Source organism: Bradyrhizobium sp. 956_D2_N1_4 (assembly GCF_052076025.1).
Classification (GTDB): Bacteria; Pseudomonadota; Alphaproteobacteria; order Rhizobiales; family Xanthobacteraceae; genus Bradyrhizobium; species Bradyrhizobium barranii.
The window spans coordinates 6,994,962-7,012,531 of record NZ_CP197237.1 but is presented as its reverse complement, the minus strand read 5'-3'; the positions used below and the strand labels follow the sequence as shown (position 1 = coordinate 7,012,531).

General features: G+C 65.9%; 16 protein-coding genes. 6 read left to right on the top strand and 10 right to left on the bottom strand.

Features of this window, described 5'->3' with window-relative positions; all coding sequences use genetic code 11:
* Nucleotides 1-62: 62 nt before the first annotated feature.
* Together AB7535_RS33175 and AB7535_RS33170 are read right to left on the bottom strand one after the other, a co-directional pair.
* Entirely contained in the window at nt 63-1,853 is a 1,791-nt protein-coding gene (locus AB7535_RS33175) for an acyl-CoA dehydrogenase C-terminal domain-containing protein (protein ID WP_354113377.1), read from the bottom strand.
* A gap of 40 nt (nt 1,854-1,893) precedes the next feature.
* Nucleotides 1,894-2,280, bottom strand: coding sequence for a nuclear transport factor 2 family protein (locus AB7535_RS33170; protein ID WP_063980754.1), 387 nt, complete (start codon nt 2,278-2,280; stop codon nt 1,894-1,896).
* A gap of 195 nt (nt 2,281-2,475) precedes the next feature.
* Here AB7535_RS33170 and AB7535_RS33165 point away from each other — a divergent pair, with 195 nt between their 5' ends.
* Nucleotides 2,476-3,066 (top strand): PadR family transcriptional regulator, encoded by a 591-nt coding sequence (locus tag AB7535_RS33165; protein WP_063980755.1) that lies wholly within the window; start codon nt 2,476-2,478, stop codon nt 3,064-3,066.
* Between the two features lie 13 nt (nt 3,067-3,079).
* On the opposite strand, the gene AB7535_RS33160 is transcribed toward AB7535_RS33165, so the two are convergent.
* Nucleotides 3,080-3,829, bottom strand: a complete 750-nt coding sequence (locus AB7535_RS33160; RefSeq protein ID WP_063980756.1) for an outer membrane protein — start codon at nt 3,827-3,829, stop codon at nt 3,080-3,082.
* Nucleotides 3,830-4,148: 319 nt separating this feature from the next.
* Here AB7535_RS33160 and AB7535_RS33155 point away from each other — a divergent pair, with 319 nt between their 5' ends.
* The 3 genes from AB7535_RS33155 (at nt 4,149) to AB7535_RS33145 (ending at nt 9,645) form a co-directional block, all read left to right on the top strand.
* Nucleotides 4,149-7,661 (top strand): tetratricopeptide repeat protein, encoded by a 3,513-nt coding sequence (locus AB7535_RS33155; RefSeq protein WP_354113378.1) that lies wholly within the window; start codon nt 4,149-4,151, stop codon nt 7,659-7,661.
* A 299-nt stretch (nt 7,662-7,960) separates the two neighbouring features.
* The gene (locus AB7535_RS33150; protein ID WP_071916904.1) at nt 7,961-8,878 is read left to right on the top strand and encodes a sulfite exporter TauE/SafE family protein; all 918 of its coding nucleotides are present in this window, start codon (nt 7,961-7,963) and stop codon (nt 8,876-8,878) included.
* A complete protein-coding gene (locus AB7535_RS33145; protein WP_439037463.1) occupies nt 8,875-9,645 on the top strand; it encodes a TIGR02186 family protein in 771 nt (256 codons plus the stop codon). The genes AB7535_RS33150 and AB7535_RS33145 overlap by 4 nt, the downstream gene beginning before the upstream one ends.
* Before the next feature lie 136 nt (nt 9,646-9,781).
* Here the strand turns inward: AB7535_RS33145 and AB7535_RS33140 are convergent, their stop codons facing one another.
* Both AB7535_RS33140 and AB7535_RS33135 read right to left on the bottom strand, forming a co-directional pair.
* A complete protein-coding gene (locus AB7535_RS33140) occupies nt 9,782-10,555 on the bottom strand; it encodes an MBL fold metallo-hydrolase (protein WP_354113379.1) in 774 nt (257 codons plus the stop codon).
* A gap of 13 nt (nt 10,556-10,568) precedes the next feature.
* The gene (locus tag AB7535_RS33135) at nt 10,569-11,480 is read right to left on the bottom strand and encodes a DMT family transporter (protein WP_439037462.1); all 912 of its coding nucleotides are present in this window, start codon (nt 11,478-11,480) and stop codon (nt 10,569-10,571) included.
* Between the two features lie 99 nt (nt 11,481-11,579).
* On the opposite strand from AB7535_RS33135, the gene AB7535_RS33130 reads away from it, so the two are divergent.
* Nucleotides 11,580-12,443 carry a LysR family transcriptional regulator gene (locus tag AB7535_RS33130; RefSeq protein WP_063986047.1) on the top strand — a complete coding sequence of 288 codons (864 nt, stop codon included), beginning with the start codon at nt 11,580-11,582 and terminating at the stop codon, nt 12,441-12,443.
* Here AB7535_RS33130 and AB7535_RS33125 read toward each other — a convergent pair whose 3' ends face one another.
* The 5 genes from AB7535_RS33125 to AB7535_RS33105 all read right to left on the bottom strand — a co-directional run bounded on the left by AB7535_RS33125 (nt 12,444) and on the right by AB7535_RS33105 (nt 16,242).
* Nucleotides 12,444-13,010, bottom strand: a complete 567-nt coding sequence (locus tag AB7535_RS33125) for a nucleotidyltransferase family protein (RefSeq protein ID WP_354113381.1) — start codon at nt 13,008-13,010, stop codon at nt 12,444-12,446.
* A gap of 12 nt (nt 13,011-13,022) precedes the next feature.
* A complete protein-coding gene (locus AB7535_RS33120; RefSeq protein ID WP_354113382.1) occupies nt 13,023-13,364 on the bottom strand; it encodes an MmcQ/YjbR family DNA-binding protein in 342 nt (113 codons plus the stop codon).
* 23 nt (nt 13,365-13,387) lie between these two features.
* The gene (gene lepB / locus AB7535_RS33115; RefSeq protein ID WP_063980763.1) at nt 13,388-14,164 is read right to left on the bottom strand and encodes a signal peptidase I; all 777 of its coding nucleotides are present in this window, start codon (nt 14,162-14,164) and stop codon (nt 13,388-13,390) included.
* Nucleotides 14,161-15,588: a metalloprotease TldD gene (gene tldD, locus AB7535_RS33110; RefSeq protein ID WP_014498515.1), complete on the bottom strand. Its 1,428-nt coding sequence runs from the start codon at nt 15,586-15,588 to the stop codon at nt 14,161-14,163. The genes lepB and tldD overlap by 4 nt, the downstream gene beginning before the upstream one ends.
* 120 nt (nt 15,589-15,708) lie before the next feature.
* Nucleotides 15,709-16,242, bottom strand: coding sequence for an invasion associated locus B family protein (locus AB7535_RS33105; RefSeq protein ID WP_354113383.1), 534 nt, complete (start codon nt 16,240-16,242; stop codon nt 15,709-15,711).
* A 447-nt stretch (nt 16,243-16,689) separates the two neighbouring features.
* On the opposite strand from AB7535_RS33105, the gene coxB reads away from it, so the two are divergent.
* Complete coding sequence (coxB, locus tag AB7535_RS33100) at nt 16,690-17,529, top strand: cytochrome c oxidase subunit II (RefSeq protein WP_063980764.1); 840 nt, start codon at nt 16,690-16,692, stop codon at nt 17,527-17,529.
* Nucleotides 17,530-17,570 lie beyond the last annotated feature (41 nt).

Sequence of the window (17,570 nt, the reverse complement as noted above, 5' to 3'; positions counted from 1 at the left end):
CCTGATTGCAGTTATTGGTTACGACCGCGGCGCGGTCGGGATCATTGGCGAAGCGGGAAGCCTCAGAAAGCTTCCGCCGGCAGTTCCATGATGGTGGCGCAGCCGGCCTGGATGCGGGCGAGATTGGCGGCGGTCTCCGGCAGCATGCGCTCCATGAAGAAGCGGCCGGTGACGAGCTTGGTCGAGAGATAGGGCGTCGCTCCGCTCGCGGCAATCTTCGCCTGCGTCACCTTGGCCATCTTCGCCCACATGTAGCCGAGCGTGACGAAGCCGAAGAGATGCAGGTAATCGGTTGCGGCAGCACCCGCATTGTCGGGCTTTGCCATCGCGTTCTGCATCAGCCAGGTCGTGGCCTGCTGGAGATGGCCGAGCGAGGCCGAGAGCGGGGTGATGAATGGCTTGAGCGCCTCGTCGCCGCCGTTCTCCTTGGCGAAGGCCATGACCTCGCCGAAGAAGGCCATGATGGCGCGGCCGCCGTCGCGCGGCAGCTTGCGGCCGACGAGGTCGAGCGCCTGGATGCCGTTGGCGCCTTCATAGATCATGGCGATGCGGGCATCGCGCACGAACTGCTCCATGCCCTGCTCGGCGATGTAGCCGTGGCCGCCATACATCTGCTGCGCCTGCACCGCGTTGGCAAAGCCGTAATCGGTGAGGAAGCCCTTCAGCACGGGCGTCATCAGGCCCATGTGGTCGTCGGCGGCCTGACGGTCCTTGGGATCCTCGGAGCGATGCGCGACGTCGCTCTTCAGTGCGGTCCACATCACGAAGGCGCGCGCCGCCTCGTTGAAGGCGCGGATCGAGAGCAGTGTGCGGCGCACGTCGGGATGCACGATGATCGGGTCGGCCTGCTTGTCAGGCGCCTTGACGCCGGTCAGCGAGCGGCCCTGGATGCGCTCGCGGGCATAGGCGACGGCGTTCTGATAGGCGACCTCGGACTGCGCGAGACCTTGAACGGCGACGCCGAGGCGGGCCTCGTTCATCATCACGAACATGCCCTGCATGCCCTTGTTCTCTTCGCCGATCAGCCAGCCGGTGGCGCTGTCGTAGTTCATCACGCAGGTGGAATTGCCGTGAATGCCCATCTTGTGCTCGATCGAGCCACACACCACGCCGTTGCGTGCGCCGACCGAACCATCGGCATTGACCAGGAATTTCGGCACCACGAACAGCGACACGCCCTTGATGCCGGCCGGTGCGCCCTCGATGCGGGCGAGCACGAGGTGGATGATGTTGGGGGCGAGGTCATGCTCACCGGCCGAGATGAAGATCTTCGTGCCCGTGATCTTGAAGCTGCCGTCGGGCTGGCGGATCGCCTTGGTGCGGAGCATGCCGAGATCGGTGCCGCAATGCGGCTCGGTCAGGTTCATGGTGCCGGTCCACTCACCCGCCACCATCTTCGGCACGTAGGTCTGCTTCTGCTCGGGCGAGCCGTGCACGATCAGCGCCGCGGTCGCGCCCATGGTGAGGCCGCCATACATCGAGAACGCCATGTTGGCGGAGATCTGGAATTCGTTGACCGCCTGGCTCAGCGTCACCGGCAGGCCCTGGCCGCCGAACTCGGTCGGTGCCGACAGGCCAAGCCAGCCGCCCTCTGCCACTTGCTTGAAAGCGTCCTTGAAGCCCTTCGGCGTGGTGACGCTGCCGTCATCGGCGCGCTTGCAGCCTTCGAGATCGCCGACGCGGTTGAGCGGCTGCAGCACCTCTTCGGCGAGCTTGGCGGCTTCGCCGAGAATGGCTTCGCGCACGTCGCTCGACGCGTCGGAGAAGCCGGCGAGATTGTCGTAGCGATCGATCTGGAAGACGTCGTTGAGCAGGAAGTTCACGTCTTCGACGGGGGCTTTGTAGATCGGCATGATGGTCTCCCGGCAGGCGGTCTGAAGTGATGATGTTGACTTATGATTGAGCGGCGGCCAACTGCTCCGCCATCAGGCGGTGCAGCATGTTGATCGCCTTGAGCGGACGCACCATCACCTTGAAATTGGTGATGCGTCCCTCGGCATCGAAGGTGATGATGTCGACACCGTTGATCTCGATGCCGTCGATGACATTCTTGAATTCGAGCACCGCGCCATTGGCGCTTTTCCACTCGCCGACATAGGTGAAGCCGGGACCGCCGAGCACCTTCTCGGCACTGGCGAGATATTTGAAGGTGATGTCGCGTCCACGCTGCGGCGAATGCACCACGGGGCTTTCGAACACGGCGTCAGGATGGAGCAGGTCCCAGAGCGCGGCGCGGTCGTGGGACTTCATAAAGGCGTACCAGGAATCGAGGCCGGTCATTCTCAGGTGCCTCCCTTAGTCAAAGGCCTTCTTGATCAAAGGCCTTGGCAAAAACGCGAAAACAACCCCATGCACAGTAGCGCGATGGCCGATAAGGGCGGGTCTGAAGCCCGCCTCATATGCACATTGACGCATATGCACCGATGCGCATAAAGTCAAGTCAATTGGTCGGGACCTCGAAATGGAGCTGGTGCCATGGCGCTCGGCGACGCAATCCTCGCATGCCTGACGGAACGTCCGATGACGGGCTACGAGCTCGCCAAGACATTCGATTCCTCGATCGGCTTCTTCTGGAAAGCCGACCACCAGCAAATCTACCGCGAGCTCTCGAAGCTGCGCGACCGCGGCTACATCCAGGGCCGCGAGGTCGTGCAATCGGGCAAGCCCAACAAACTGATTTATACGCTGACTCCCGAGGGCCGAACAGCGCTGCGGCACTGGGCCGCGCGGCCGAGCACACCGCCCTCGATCAAGGACGACCTGCTGGTGCGGCTGCACGCGCTCGACAGCATCGACATCGAGCCCATGCGCACCGATCTGATGGCCCGGCTGGAGCACCACCGCGACCGGCACGAGAATTACGAGCGGATCCTCAAGAAGCGATTTCCCGAGGGCTCGGCGTCGGGCGTGCTCGACCTCGGCAATCTGCTGCTGCTTCAGCTCGGTGCCCGCCACGAGCAGATGGTGGCCGATTTCTGCGAAGAGGCGCTCCAGGCGCTATCGGCGATGAGCGGCAAGGGCGCGGTCGTGCCGCTGGAGGACGGCAAGCGCGAGGGGAAAGGCTAGCTCTTCAGCGCCCTTAGTACTTCGTGACAACAGGCCTATCCCAGTTGAACCGGACATTGACGCCGGCGCGGACGATGTCGTCCGTCAGCCTGACGTCGCGCGTGACGGCGCCGCTGATCGGCGGATCGACATATCGTTTGCTGCCAAAATCGACGTGCACATATTCGAGCTTGAGGGTCACGGCGCCCCAGGTATCGACATAGGCCGCCCATTCACCACCGAGCCCGGCCGCCAGGCCGGTGCGGGTATGGGAGCTGGTGACCTGCACCACTTGGTTGGACACGGTGACCTCGGTACCGGCGAAGGCGATACCGGCCGTGCCATAGATCAGAAACTGATCGAGCGCGTAACCGACACGGCCGCGGAACATATCGATCCATTTTTCCCGCGTGCCGCTCGTCACCCCGACGTTGAAGGGCGGCAGATCCTGCACCTTGCCGTGCTGGTTGGTCCATGACGCGTCGTTCTCGAAGCCGAGCACGGTCTTTTCGATCTGGAAATCGCAGCCGAAGACGCCGCCCGCGACGGCAGCACCGCTGAGATTGAAAGTCCCTGTGATCGTTGGCCCAGAGTCGTCGCCGGCGCGCCGGACATGCTCGCTCTTGCCCCAGTTGCCGCCGCCCTGGATGCCGACATAGCAGCTGGTCCAATTGTATCCCGCGGGCGCCGGTGCCTTCACCGCAGGCGCTGCCGCCGGGGCATCGGCGGCAACAGCATGCGATGCCAGTCCGGCCGCCATCGCGGCCACGAGCAACCTTTTCATGTCAGCCAACAATCCAGTCAGGCAAGAACCCGCCCGTGGATCGGGCCGCTCTCTATCCATTGAGACGTGCGGACCGGGCGCGTGGCGAAATCTTTGTCGGGACGCAGCTTTGGGGCGGGGCCAGCGGCGGCAATCGGGTTCCCGGCGCCCAACTTTAAGACACCGGCAACGCGTTCCTTAACCCGTTATTTACCGTAACAGGAAAAAGTCGGTTTTCGAGGCAGACGACCCGCGCCAAATCCGATTGTCTTCACAACCGGCACGCGTGGGGAGGCTGGAGGCGCCGGGTGGGGCGCCGGAGTCGGAACCGGACAGAGTCATGAATTCGCGCGTATCGTGGAGTGTTGACGGCATCGATCCATCCGTCAGGGAGCGGGCCGAAGCTGCTGCGCGTCGTGCCGGCATGTCACTCAACGATTGGCTGAACTCCACGCTCGGCGAGACGGCCCCGCCGAATTTTCGCGGACCTTACGATCAACGCCAAGAACAACGTCAAGACCAGCGTCAAGAGCAGCGCCAGGATCAGCGCCCGCAACAGATGCCGAGCCAGGAGAGCCGCGACGTCGCCGATATCCACCAGCGGCTCGACGCGATCACCCAGCAGATCGAACGGATTTCAAAGCCCGCGCCGCGCCAAGATGCTTCACGACAGGACGCGTCGCGACCAGACGTCTCGCGCGAGCAGGGCGTCGCGCGCCAGCTCAACGACGCGATCTCGCGGCTCGATGCGCGGCTGTCGCAAATCTCAAAGCCGCAGCAGCCTCAGCGGCCGGCACCGGCTCCGTCACCTGTCGAGACGCGCCAGCGCCAGGCCGATATGGTCGAGCGCGCGGCCGCACAGGTCTATCGCAATTCACCTCCCTTGAGCCCCGCGTCGTTCGACGTTGCCGTCGCCGAGATCACGGCCCGGCAGAGCGAGCTCGACGGCTTTACGCCGCGGCAGATACCGCCACGCGCAGCGCCCTCGATTGCACCGACGGCAGCTCCTTTCGCGCCCCCGATGGCGCCGCCCGCGCCTGCCTATGCACCGCCGCCCCCGCAGCCGGGGCCGGATTTCTCGTCGCTCGAGCGCCATTTGCTCAAGATCACGAGCCAGATCGAGTCGCTCCAGCGCCCTGACAACACCGAGCAGGCGATCAACGCCTTCCGCAGCGAGCTTGCCGAGATCCGCCACGCCATCACCGAGGCGATGCCGCGCCGCGCGATCGAATCGATCGAGAACGAGATCCGCTCGCTGCATCGTCGCATCGACGAGACCCGCTCGTCCGGGACGGACGGCCAGGTCCTGTCGGGCATCGAGCACGCGCTGTCCGAGATCAAGCAGGTGCTGCGCACGCTGACGCCGGCCGAGCAGCTCACCGGCTACGACGAGGCGATCCGCAATCTCGGCGCCAAGCTCGATCTGATCCTGCGCGCCAATGACGACCCCTCGACGGTGCGCCAGCTCGAAGGCGCGATCTCGGCGCTGCGCGGCATCGTCTCCAACGTCGCCTCCAACGAAGCCCTGGCGCGTCTTTCCGACGACGTGCAGTTGCTGTCCTCCAAGGTCGACCAGGTCACCCGCTCGTCCGGCCCCAGCGACAGCTTTGCGGTACTGGAGCAGCGCATCGCGGCGCTCACCGCCGCGCTGGAAACGCGCGAGCGGCCGCAGCCCACCGAGAGCAGCGAGCATCTCGAAGCCGCGATCCGCGCGCTGTCGGACCGTTTCGACCGCATGCAGGTCGGCAACGATTCCGCGTCGACCTTTGCGCATCTCGAACAGCGGGTCTCGTATCTGCTGGAGCGGATCGAAGCCGCCTCCGATCCGCGCAACGGCAATCTAAGCCGCGTCGAGGACGGGCTGCACGACATCCTGCGGCATCTGGAGCGGCAGCAGGCGACCTATTCCGCCCTCGCCGAAAGCCGCAATTCGGCGCCGTCTGCCGATTCCGGCATGGTCGATCTGGTCAAGCGCGAGCTCTCCGACATCCGCTTCAGCCAGGCCGAGACCAACCGCAGCACCCAGGATTCGCTCGAGGCCGTGCACAGCGCGCTCGGCCATGTCGTCGATCGCCTCTCGATGATCGAGGGTGATCTGCGCGCGGTGCGCACGGCGCCGCCGGCACCCGCGCCGCAGCCGATGCCCAGTTCGACGTCCATGTCGATGCCGATGGACGCGCCCATGGAGCCCCCGCCCGTCGCGCGCGAGCCGTGGCAGCAGCCGCAGCAGCAGCCGAAATACGATCCGAAGCCGGAGCTGCAGAACCCGGCCGCCGCGCAACAGCCGCCACAGGGCGCCTTCGTCGCCGCGCCGCGCGAATTCCATGCCGCCGCACCGGCCGCGCCGCCGCCGGTGCCAACCGCACCGCCCGTTCCGCCGCGTGCGATCAGCGAGATCCTCGAGCCGCACACGGCGCCCGCGCGCGCCGCGCTCGCACCGGAATTGCCGCCGGACCATCCGCTCGAGCCGGGCACACGGCCGGGCGGCCGCGTCGCCACGCCCTCGGAGCGCATTGCCGCGTCCGAAAGCGCGATCAGCGAAATCCCCGCCGCGCCGAAAGAGCCGGTGTCGTCGTCGAGCTTTATCGCGGCCGCACGCCGCGCCGCGCAGGCCGCCGCCGCGCAGCCGGAAAAGCCGGCCCGCGGTGCCAAGGCAAGTGCAAAGGCAGCTGCCAAGGCGGCCATCGCAGGCCGCACCAAGGACAAGGGCCAGGAAGGCGGCTCGACCATCACCTCGAAGATCCGCTCGCTGCTGGTCGGCGCCAGCGTGGTCGTGATCGTGCTCGGCACCTTCAAGATGGCGATGAACCTGCTCGATGGCGGCAGCCCGCCACCGTCACCGCAGGCGATGGAGAATTCGTCGAGCGCGCCCGCGCCGCAGGCTCCGCCGCCGCCGGTCGAGACCAGGCCTGCCACGCCCGAGCAGGTCACGCCGTCGATGACCTCGCCGACGCCGATCGGGAAGCAGTCGCTGAATAATCCCGCGCCGGCTCCTATGGCAGGGTCGGGCAGCTCGGCTTCGGTCGAAATCCCGCCGGTCCCCGCGACGCCACCACCGCCTGCGGCGAGCAACGACGTCACCGGCGCGCTGTCGGGCGCGAGCCGCGCGAGGCTCGGCATGATCCAGGTGCCGCCGAGCGAGAAGCTCCCTGACGGCATCGGCGGTCCGGTGCTGCGCACCGCCGCGATGAAGGGCGATGCGACCGCGGCCTACGAGATCGGCGTGCGCTTTGCCGAGGGCAAGGGCGTCGCTGCGAATTACGATGAAGCCGCCAAATGGTACGACCGCGCGGCGCAGGCCGGCGTGGTGCCCGCGACCTTCCGCCTCGGCACGCTCTATGAGAAGGGCCTCGGGGTGAAGAAGGACGCCGACATCGCCCGCCGCTACTACACGCAAGCCGCCGAGCGCGGCAACGCCAAGGCGATGCACAATCTCGCGGTGCTCGACGCCGACGGCGGCGGACGCGGCGCCAATTACAAGAGCGCGGCGCAGTGGTTCCGCAAGGCCGCCGATCGCGGCGTCGCCGACAGCCAGTTCAACCTCGGCATCCTCTATGCCCGCGGCATCGGCGTGGAGCAGAACCTCGCCGAATCCTACAAATGGTTCACTCTCGCAGCCGCCCAGGGTGACGCGGATGCGTCGGGCAAGCGCGACGACGTCGCCAAGCGGCTCGATCCGCAGTCGCTCGCCGCCGCCAAGCTCGCGATCCAGACTTTCAGCGCCGAGCCGCAGCCCGACGACGCGGTCAATGTTCCCGCCCCGAACGGCGGCTGGGACAGCGCGCCGCAGGCGAACGCAAAGCCTGCGCCGAAGCCGGTCGCGACCAAGCGCTCGGCCTCGGCGGCGCACTAGAGCGCACTCTCACTCCTCATGGTGAGGAGCGCGCCCTGGCGTGCGTAGCGGACGATGCTTCGCATCGCCGCGAGAACCATGCAGGCCCCCACCACCGATCCGGGCCTCGCCCTTCGAGACGCCTGCTGCGCAGGCTCCTCAGGGTGAGGGGAGACAGCTCGCGCGCCGCATTCACCACGCCCTAAATTCATGGTCCCGCCCGACAACGAATTCCGCTATTGAGGGGCGCGGCAATCGTTCCGACCGTCCGGCGAGCATTCCCGCGCAATCGATCCATTTCGCCGGAGTGTGGTCCTTCGATGCAGCTCTATCTCCCGATCGCCGATCTGCCGGTCAACATCTTCCTGGTGCTGGCGATGGGCGCGGCGGTTGGCTTCGTCTCCGGCATGTTCGGGATCGGCGGCGGCTTCCTGATGACGCCGCTTCTGATCTTCATCGGGATCACGCCGGCGGTCGCGGTCGCCTCCGTTGCGAGCCACATCGCGGCCTCCTCGTTTTCCGGTGCGTTGTCCTACTGGCGGCGGCGTGCGATCGATCCGGCGCTGGCGAGTGTGTTGTTATGCGGCGGCGTCACCGGCACGGCGCTCGGGGTGTGGACCTTCACGCAGCTTCGCGCGCTCGGCCAGCTCGATCTGATGATCGCCTTGTCCTACGTGGTGCTGCTCACCACGGTCGGCAGCCTGATGTTCTCCGAGGGCCTGCGCGCCCTGATGCGGACCCGTCGCGGCGCGGTGCCGCCACGGCGCACGCACAGCTGGATCCACGGCCTGCCGCTGAAAATGCGGTTCAAGCGCTCGAAGATCTACCTCTCGGTTATTCCTGTCGTGATCGTCGGCATCGTGATCGGCTTCATCGGCGCCATCATGGGCATCGGCGGCGGCTTCATCCTGGTGCCGATCATGATCTATCTGCTGCGGGTGCCGACTTCGACCGTGATCGGGACCTCGATGGTCCTGACGCTGGTCACGATGCTGTTCGCGACCTTGCTGCACGCGGTGACCAATCACCTCGTCGACGCGGTGCTGGCGCTGATCCTGATGGTCGGCGGCGTCACCGGCGCGCAGTTCGGCGCCCGCGCCGGCCAGAAGATCCGCGGCGAGCAGCTGCGGCTGTTGCTGGGCCTGCTGATCCTTTCGGTCGGCGTCCGCTTCGCCATCGAGCTGGTGATCCGGCCCGAGGATCTCTTCACCATCCGTGAATTGGGAGTGAGCGGATGATGCGCGCAGCTCTCGCAGTCCTTCTCCTCCTGCTGCTCGGCCCAGCCGCGCGTGCCGAGCGACTGATCGTGTCGGTCTCCAACCATCGCGTCACGGTGACGCCGAACTATTCCGGCGAGGAACTGGTGCTGTTCGGCTCGGTCGAGAAGGACACCTCCACGCCCGCGGACCGCAAGAGCTACGATCTCGTCGTCACCGTGATGGGCCCGCGCGCCGACATGGTGACCCGGCGCAAGGAGCGCACCTTCGGGATCTGGATCAACACCGACTACCGGCAGTTCCTGGCGGTGCCGAGCTATCTCGCGCTGTTCGCCAACCGCCCCTTCGATGTCATCACCTCACCCGAGATCGCGCGGCGGCAGCAGATCGGGCTGAACAATGTGCTGCTGACCCAACGGGTCAGCGGCGACTATGCCGACGTGGTGCCGAACGACGCGTTCCGCTCGGCCTTCATCCGCCTGCGAACCCAGAAAGGTCTCTATCGCGAGGACCCGAGCGCGGTGACGTTCCTGACACCGACGCTGTTCCGTACCGGCATTCCACTACCGGAGGAGGTGCCGATCGGCACCTATGAGGTGGAAATCAAACTGTTCGCGAACGGCGCGTTGGTCACCAAGACCGAGACCGCGTTCGAGATCGTCAAGGTCGGCTTCGAGCAGTTCGTCGCGACCAGTGCGCGGCAGCACGGGCTGATCTACGGCCTCGCGACGGCCGCGATGGCGCTGATGACGGGCTGGATGGCGTCGATCGTGTTTCGGAAGGATTGAGTTACCCGCGCGAGCCACTCACTCGCCGTCATGCCCGGGCTTGTCCCGGGCATCCACGTTCTCAAGTGCGGCGACAAAGACGTGGATGGCCGGGTCAAGCCCGGCCATGACGAAGAGAAGCGCGCGACAGCTTAACTCACGGCGCCTCAACCACCGTCGGCAGGCCCGGCTCCAGCAATCGCAACCGGGTCCCGAAGCCGAGCACATCAAAGGTCTTGCGCAGATCCTCGCCGTCCTGGCGGAAATGCGCCCAGCCCTCGGTATGCAGCGGCACGATCATCGCATCGGGAAAGGCGCGCGCCGTCTCGATGGTGTCGTTGGTGTCCATGGTGAGGTGGAACGGCCCGCGCGTTTGCGCCGCGCCCGCAAACGGCAGCACCACGCCGCATTTGAAGCGGCGCGCGACCTCGGCGACGCCGTCGAACCAGGTGGTGTCGCCGCTGATGTAGACGTCGCTCGTGTCCGTCCGGCTCGAGGACACCACGAAGCCGATGACGTCGCCCGACAGCGGCTCGATGCCGGCCGGGCCGTGGCGCGCCGGCGTCGCGGTGATCGTCAGCGTGTTGCCGTCACGGTCCTTCAGATGCGAGGTCGCCCAGGGCGCGAGGCCCTCGACATGGCCGGCCAGGCGTTTTGCGCCGGCCTCGGTCGTCAGCACGCGCTTTGCGTGTTTGAGAAACGCGCGGCCGGAATTGTCGAGATTATCCGAGTGTTGGTCGTGGCTGAGCAGGACGGCATCGATCGGGCCGATCGCATCGGCCTTCATCGCCGGCCCGATCGTCTTTTCCAGCGTCACATGCGGCAGCTGATAGGCGCCCGGCGCATCGAAGGTCGGATCGGTGAGCAGGCGGAAGCCGTCGATCTCGATCAGCGCGGTGGGGCCGCCGATCAGGGTGATGGAAATGGGCATCAGAAAGCTCCTCTTACGCAACGGGCTTTGCGGGGCGCGTCACCAGGTAAATGCCGAGCGCGACCGGAATGATGCCGAGCAGGTCGCGGGCCTCGACATGCTCGCCGAGCACGATGTAGGCGAACAGCATGCCGAGCGGCGGCATCAGGAAATGATAGGCGCTCGCAGCCGTTGCGCCACACACTTTCAGGAGATGAAACCAGAGCCAGTAGGCGAGGATCGAGCCGCCGAGCACGAGGAACGCGAAGGCGCTGACCAGGCCCGGGGTGAAATCGATTGCGTGGACGTCGGCGAAGGTGAACGCGACCGGCGTCAGCACGATGCCGGCGGCGAGGTTCTGCACGCCGTTGCCGATCCACAGGCTTCCCTTCGGCGCGAGCAGCTTGAACAGAATCGTGCCGGCGACGATGGAGGCGAGCGAGGCCAGGGTGAAGACGATGCCGTGCAGGGAGTCCGTGCCGACCGACAGGCGATGCCAGACGATCAGGGTCACGCCGATGATGCCGAGCAGGAGACCGCCCGCCTTGCGGCAGGTCATGCCTTCGCCAAGCAGCAACGCGGCGAGCGCCGCCGTGAAGACCGGATTTGCCGAGACGATCAGGCCGCCGAGGCCTGCGGAGACCGATTGCAGGCCGGTGTAGCCGAGCCCGAGATAGAGCGCGTTGTTGGCGATGCCGAGCACGGCGAAGATCGCGACATCGCGCCAGGACAAGGACCAGCCATCACCGCGGACCAGCGTCGCACCGAGGATCAAAATGCCGGCGAGCGAGAAGCGCGCGGCGAGCAGGATCAGCGGCGGGCAATGGGTGACGCCGATCTTGCCGGCGACGAAGGCATAGCTCCAGAGCAGGCAAAACAGTCCGATGGCGAGCGGTAGCGTGTTGAACCGGCTGGGGGCTGCGGGAAGCGAGGTGGCGAGCGACATGAGGGCATTCTCCTGAGCCCTCGATCTAGGGAGACGGCTTGTCATTTGGAAATTAAATGATTAACTTCCGATCAGTGGATTTTCGAATGGAGAGCAGCCATGCTCGACCTGGAGCTCCTGCGCAGCTTCGTCTCGGTGGTCGAGGCCGGCGGCTTCACCCGCGCCGGCGAGCGCGTCCACCGCACGCAATCGACCGTCAGCCAGCAGATCAAGCGGCTGGAGGAGGACGTCGGCCAGGTGCTGTTGCACCGTGACGGCAAGGACGTGCGCCCCACCGAGGCCGGCGAGCGGTTGCTGTCCTATGCGCGGCGGCTGCTCACGCTCGCCGAGGAGGCGCGCGACGTGCTGCGCGAGCCCGACAGCGAGGGCGCGATCCGGCTCGGCATCCCCGAGGATTTTGCGGCCTATCGTCTCGCGAAGTTGCTCGGCGCTTTCTCGCGCTCACATCCGGGTCTGCGAATGGATGTGCGCGCCGACCAGAGCAAGAACCTGTCCCGCGACCTCGAACGCGGCGAGCTTGACCTGGCGCTGTTCAAGCGCGAGGCCGGCGCGAAAGGCGCCATCGCGGTGTGGCCGGAGCGGGTGCACTGGGTCACCAGCAAGAGCCATCCGGTCGACGTCAACGCCTCGTCGGTGCCGCTGATCGGCTTTCCGCTCGGCTGCCTCTACCGCGCCGGCGCCATCCACGCGCTGGAAAGCGCGGGCCGCGCCTGGCACATGTCTTACTCGTCATCGAGTCTCGCGGGCATCCAGGCTGCGGTCGCAGCCGGCATGGGCTTAAGCATCCTGTCGGAGATGTCGATCCAGTCCGACCACCGCGTGCTGACCGCCAAGGACGGATTTGAGCCGATCAACCGCACCGAAGTGGCGCTGATGGCCTCGCCCGGTGCCAGCCCCGCAACGCTGCGGCTTGCGGATCGGCTCGCGGAGTTCTGCGACAACGTCCAGGCCAAGGCGGCGTGATCACTCCGCGGCAATCACCGTGAGCTCCGGCCACAACGCCTTCCATCGCGCGGCCTTCACCGCGTAACTCGCCGCAGAGAAGTTCGGGCCCGGATTGGGCCGCGCGATCAATCCGGTTATGTCGTCGAAGCCGTGCGGCGCGTAGACCTCAAAGCTGTCGCCAGCGCGCCTCACACCGACTTGCGTGTTCTGGGTGAGGAAACGGTCGATGCCGTCGGTCGAGCAGGTTAGAGGCGGATAGGGCAGGCCGTGCTTGCCGGGATACCAAAGGTGCACGCGCGCCTGGTTGCGGGTCTCGATCCTGACGCCGAGATGCGAGAGCCGCGCGTGCAGCGTGCGGATCACCGTGTCCTCCGCCTCCCATGAGGTGTCAGGATCGAAATAGAACACGTCGTAATCGGCGATGCCATGATCGACCGCGCGGTCCGTGAGTACGTTCCACGCCGTCTGCACCAGGCACCCCGACACAAGCCACGCATCGGGAAGCGCGAGCGAGGCGAGCTCGCCGATGATTGCAACATTGACCGGGTTCTTCAGCGCCAGTGCTAGGAAGCGGTCGCGATCCATCGCGGCCATCATTCACGCGCTGGCATCGAACGCGGCGCGCGCCGTCTTCGAGGCGAGGCCACGCCAGCGCCGCCGCAGGAACGGCTCGACGATCGCGCGCTTCGCCTTGGACAGGCGGATCAGCACGATCGGATAGTCGGCGTAGTGATCGGTGAAATAGAAGATTCTTGGCTGGCTCTCGACCAGCATGGCGCGCTCGTCGATGGGAACGTCGGGCACGACGAGACTGTCGCCGTCCTCCTTCAGCCGCGCCAGCATCTTCTTGCGCACTTTCAGCGCCGGCGTGCCGTAGGAGGTGCCGTCCTCGACCTCCGGCCACGTCAGCGCAAATTTTCTGACGTCGTCGAAGGTCATTTGATCAAGACCTTGGGATCAGCTCAGTGCACGGCGGTGAAGAACCGCGCGAGCCGGAAGCCGGAGAGCCAGGTCCACACCGGCTGGCCGCGCATGCCGAGATCCCAGGAGCCGAGCACGGCATCCGCGCGTCCGACCAGATTGTCGATCGGCAGCAGGCCGACGCCGCCGGAGCGCAGGGGCACGCGGCTGTCGGCGGAATTGTCGCGGTTATCGCCGAGCACGAAGAGGTGGCCGGGCGGCACCGTCACTTCAGGCGTGTTGTCGAGCGGACCGTTGTCGCGCATCTTGAAGATCAGATGCGACACGCCGTTCGGCAGGGTCTCGATGTAGCGGTAGGCAGGCTCGCTGCCGCCATTGTCGTCCTCGGCGGCGCCGACACCATCCGGCTTCAGCTCGGCGGGACGGTCGTTGATGAAGAGCTGGCCCTGCCGCATCTGGATGCGGTCGCCGGGCAGACCCACGACGCGCTTGACCCAGGCCTGCGAGCGATCGCCGGGCCAGCGGAACACGACGACGTCGCCCTGCTTCGGCGTCTCCGCGAAGACCCGGCCGCTTTCGGGCAGGTTGATCTGGATCGGCAGCGACGAGGTGCCGTAGCCATAGGGGAATTTCGAGGCGAGCAGCGCATCGCCGATTAGGAGCGTCGGCTCCATCGAACCCGACGGCACGTAGAACGGCTCGGCGAGCGCGCCCTTGGCGATGAACACGGCGGCGACGATGCCGGCGAGTTGCATCAGCTGACCAGCCCAGCCGCTGCTCTTCCGCTTGGCGGTGACAGTTACCTTCTCAACGCTCATGCGCCCGTTCCACCTACAGTAATACGTTCCATCAGAAGCGACGGCTGGCCGACGCCGACGGGCACGCCCTGACCGTTCTTGCCGCAAGTGCCGATGCCGGTATCCAGCGCGAGATCGTTGCCGATCATGCGGATGCGATGCAAATCGGTCGGCCCGTTGCCGATCAGCATGGCGCCCTTCAGCGGCGCGCCAATCTTGCCGTTCTCGATCTTGTAGGCCTCGGTGCACTGGAACACGTATTTGCCCGAGGTGATGTCGACCTGGCCGCCGCCGAAATTCGCGGCGAAGACGCCGTTCTTCACTGAGGCGAGGATCTCGGCCGGATCGCGGTCGCCCGCGAGCATGTAGGTGTTGGTCATGCGCGGCATCGGCACATGGGCGTAGCCCTGGCGGCGGCCGTTGCCGGTCGGCTTCATGTTCATCAGGCGCGCGTTCTGGCGGTCCTGCATGTAGCCGACCAGAATGCCGTCCTCGATCAGCACGGTGCGGTTGGTCGGCGTGCCCTCGTCGTCGATCGACAGCGAGCCGCGGCGCGAGGCAATGGTGCCGTCGTCGACCACGGTGACGCCCTTGGCTGCGACCTGCTGGCCCATCAGGCCGGCGAACGCCGACGTCTTCTTGCGGTTGAAATCGCCTTCGAGGCCATGGCCGACCGCTTCATGCAGCATCACGCCGGGCCAGCCGGCACCGAGCACGACGTCCATTTCGCCGGCGGGGGCGGGGATCGATTCCAGATTGACCAGGGCTTCGCGCAGCGCGCCGTCGGCGGCATCGCGCCAGGACTTCGTCTCGATGAATTCGGCATAGCCGGCGCGGCCGCCATAGCCCTTGCTGCCGCTCTCCTGGCGGTCGCCCTGACCGGCAACGACGGAGACGTTGACGCGCACCAGCGGGCGGATGTCGCGATAGCTCTCGCCGTCGGGCCGCAGGATTTCGACGACCTGCCAGGTCGCCCCCAGGCTGACGCTGACCTGCCGCACCCGCGGATCCTTGTCGCGCAAGTAAGCGTCGATCTCGGCGAGCAGCTTCACCTTGGTCTCGAAGCCCGGCGCATCCAACGGATTGTCGTCGCTATAAAGCCGCACGTTGGTATGCGCCGGCGGGGCCGCGAAGCTGCCCGAATAGCCGCCGCGCACGGCAGCGACCGCGTCGGCGGCGCGAATCAGCGCCGGCAGCGACACGTCGGAGGAATGGGCATAGCCGACCGCGTCGTCCTTGACGGCGCGCAGGCCAAAGCCCTGCGAGGTGTCATAGGTCGCCTGCTTCAGCCGCCCATTGTCGAACATCAGCGCTTCGGTCTGGCTGTATTCCAGGAACAATTCGCCGTCGTCGGCACCGGCAAGCCCGCGTGCGACCTCGTTGCGGACCTGATCACGGTCGAGATTGGCGCGGTCGAGCAGGGAGGTTGTGGCTGGATTGGTCATGCGTCCGTCCATTATCGGAAGATGTAGGGCAAGATAATGGTTTCCCGGCGGTTCCGCGAGGGTGCCAGGTGCCACATTACGAAACGATAGGATTCGCCGCGCGCGGACGCGCCTGCTGCCCTACGGCAGCTTGTCATAGCCCTCGCCGAGCCCGTTCAGGCTGAGCGGGAAGCCGATGCCTTCTTCCGGGGTCTCGAAGATGATGAAGGTCGCGGTCTTGGCGGTGCGGAGCTGGCCGAGCAGCTTGTCGTCCATGACGACCTCGGCGACGCAGCCATTGGGCAGGCAGCGGACGAAGCCGGCGCGGCCGACGTCCTGGTTGTCGAGCTTCAGCCCGAGGCCGGAGGGCAGCAGCACGCCGAGCGGGGCGACCACCCGCATCAGCCGGCTCTTCTGGTCGGCGGTCTTGAGCACGATCACGGTGAGGCCGGCATTGGAGCGGTCTTCGGCCACCACGCTCTGGATCAGGGCGCATTGCTCGGTCTGGGCGCCGGGCGGGGTGTCGCAGCGGATCTGCCAGTCGCCATGGACGGAGCGCACCGCGCCCTGCGCATGGGCGAGGCCCGGCAGCACCATGACAACGACCACCGCCAGCAGGGCCGCCAGCATCGTGAGGCCGCTCGCCTGCCTTGCCATGCTTCTCGAAAACCCCATCGGGTCGGTCCCTCTGCTCGCCTGGGTCGCTCGTGCCTGGCGGACTGATACGGGAATGACGGCGTCTTGAAGGCGATTCGCAAGCAAATTCCGCGCCGCCCACACCGCCATCGCCCGCACGAATCAGGTTCCTGCGCGGCTGTCTGCCAGTGCCTACCGCGGGCAATGCCGCTGTCAAGCCGCGGCATCCCGGGAAACGGTATTTTTCTCTGATGTTACTAGGAAATATCTTGCGGGTGATGGCTGACAGACGGGGCTCAAGACTGCATTGCGATAGATCAAGAATTATGGTTTGAGAGGCTTGATTTCGGCGTTCTAGCGATCTGGCCCCAATTCCTCTTAGAGGTATTCTTGCGCGGCGGTTTGTCAGACGGGCGGATCGAATAAGCGTTTCCCGGAAATAGGGGGATGCACTTGGGGTGATTTCGTTAGGGGAGCGCGAACGGCATGAGGATGTCGATGGGCCATGTGGGCCGGCACTTGCTGGGATTGGCCGTGGCGGGTCTGACGCTGGCGACGGGCGGTGCGGCATACGCCGAGCTCGGGCAGCCGGCACCGTGGGAATGGACGCTCCAGCAATCCGCCTCGCCGGTGATGGACAATATCGTCTGGTTCCACAACTTTCTGTTCGTGCTGATCACGCTGATCACGCTGTTCGTTCTGGCGTTGCTGGTGATCGTGGTCATGAAGTTCAACGCGAAGGCCAATCCGGTGCCGTCGCGGACCACGCACAACACGCTGATCGAGGTGGCATGGACGCTCGTTCCGGTGCTGATCCTGGTCGGTATCTCGGTGCCGTCGTTCCGCCTGCTGTTCCTCGAGCTCGACGTGCCGAAGGCGGATTTGACCATCAAGGCGACCGGCAAACAGTGGTACTGGTCCTATGCCTATCCTGATAACGGCAAGTTCGAGTTCGACTCGCTGATGGCCCAGGACAAGCAGCCCCGCCTGCTCGGCGTCGACAACGAGATGGTGGTGCCGGTCAACAAGGTGATTCGTGTCCAGGTCACCGGCGCGGACGTCATCCACGCCTTCGCGCTGCCGGCTTTCGGCGTCAAGATCGACGCCATTCCGGGGCGGTTGAACGAGACCTGGTTCAAGGCCACCAAGACCGGCATGTTCTACGGCCAGTGCTCGGAGCTCTGCGGCAAGGACCACGCCTTCATGCCGATCGCGATTCGCGTCGTGGAGGACAAGGACTTCGCCTCCTGGGTCGAAACGGCAAAGAAGAAATATGCGAGCGGCGGCACCAGCACTTTCGCCTCCGCGGCCGGCCCGACGCAGTAAGCGCCGGGCGAAGGCTCGAGGGACAGAAAGCGACATAAAGG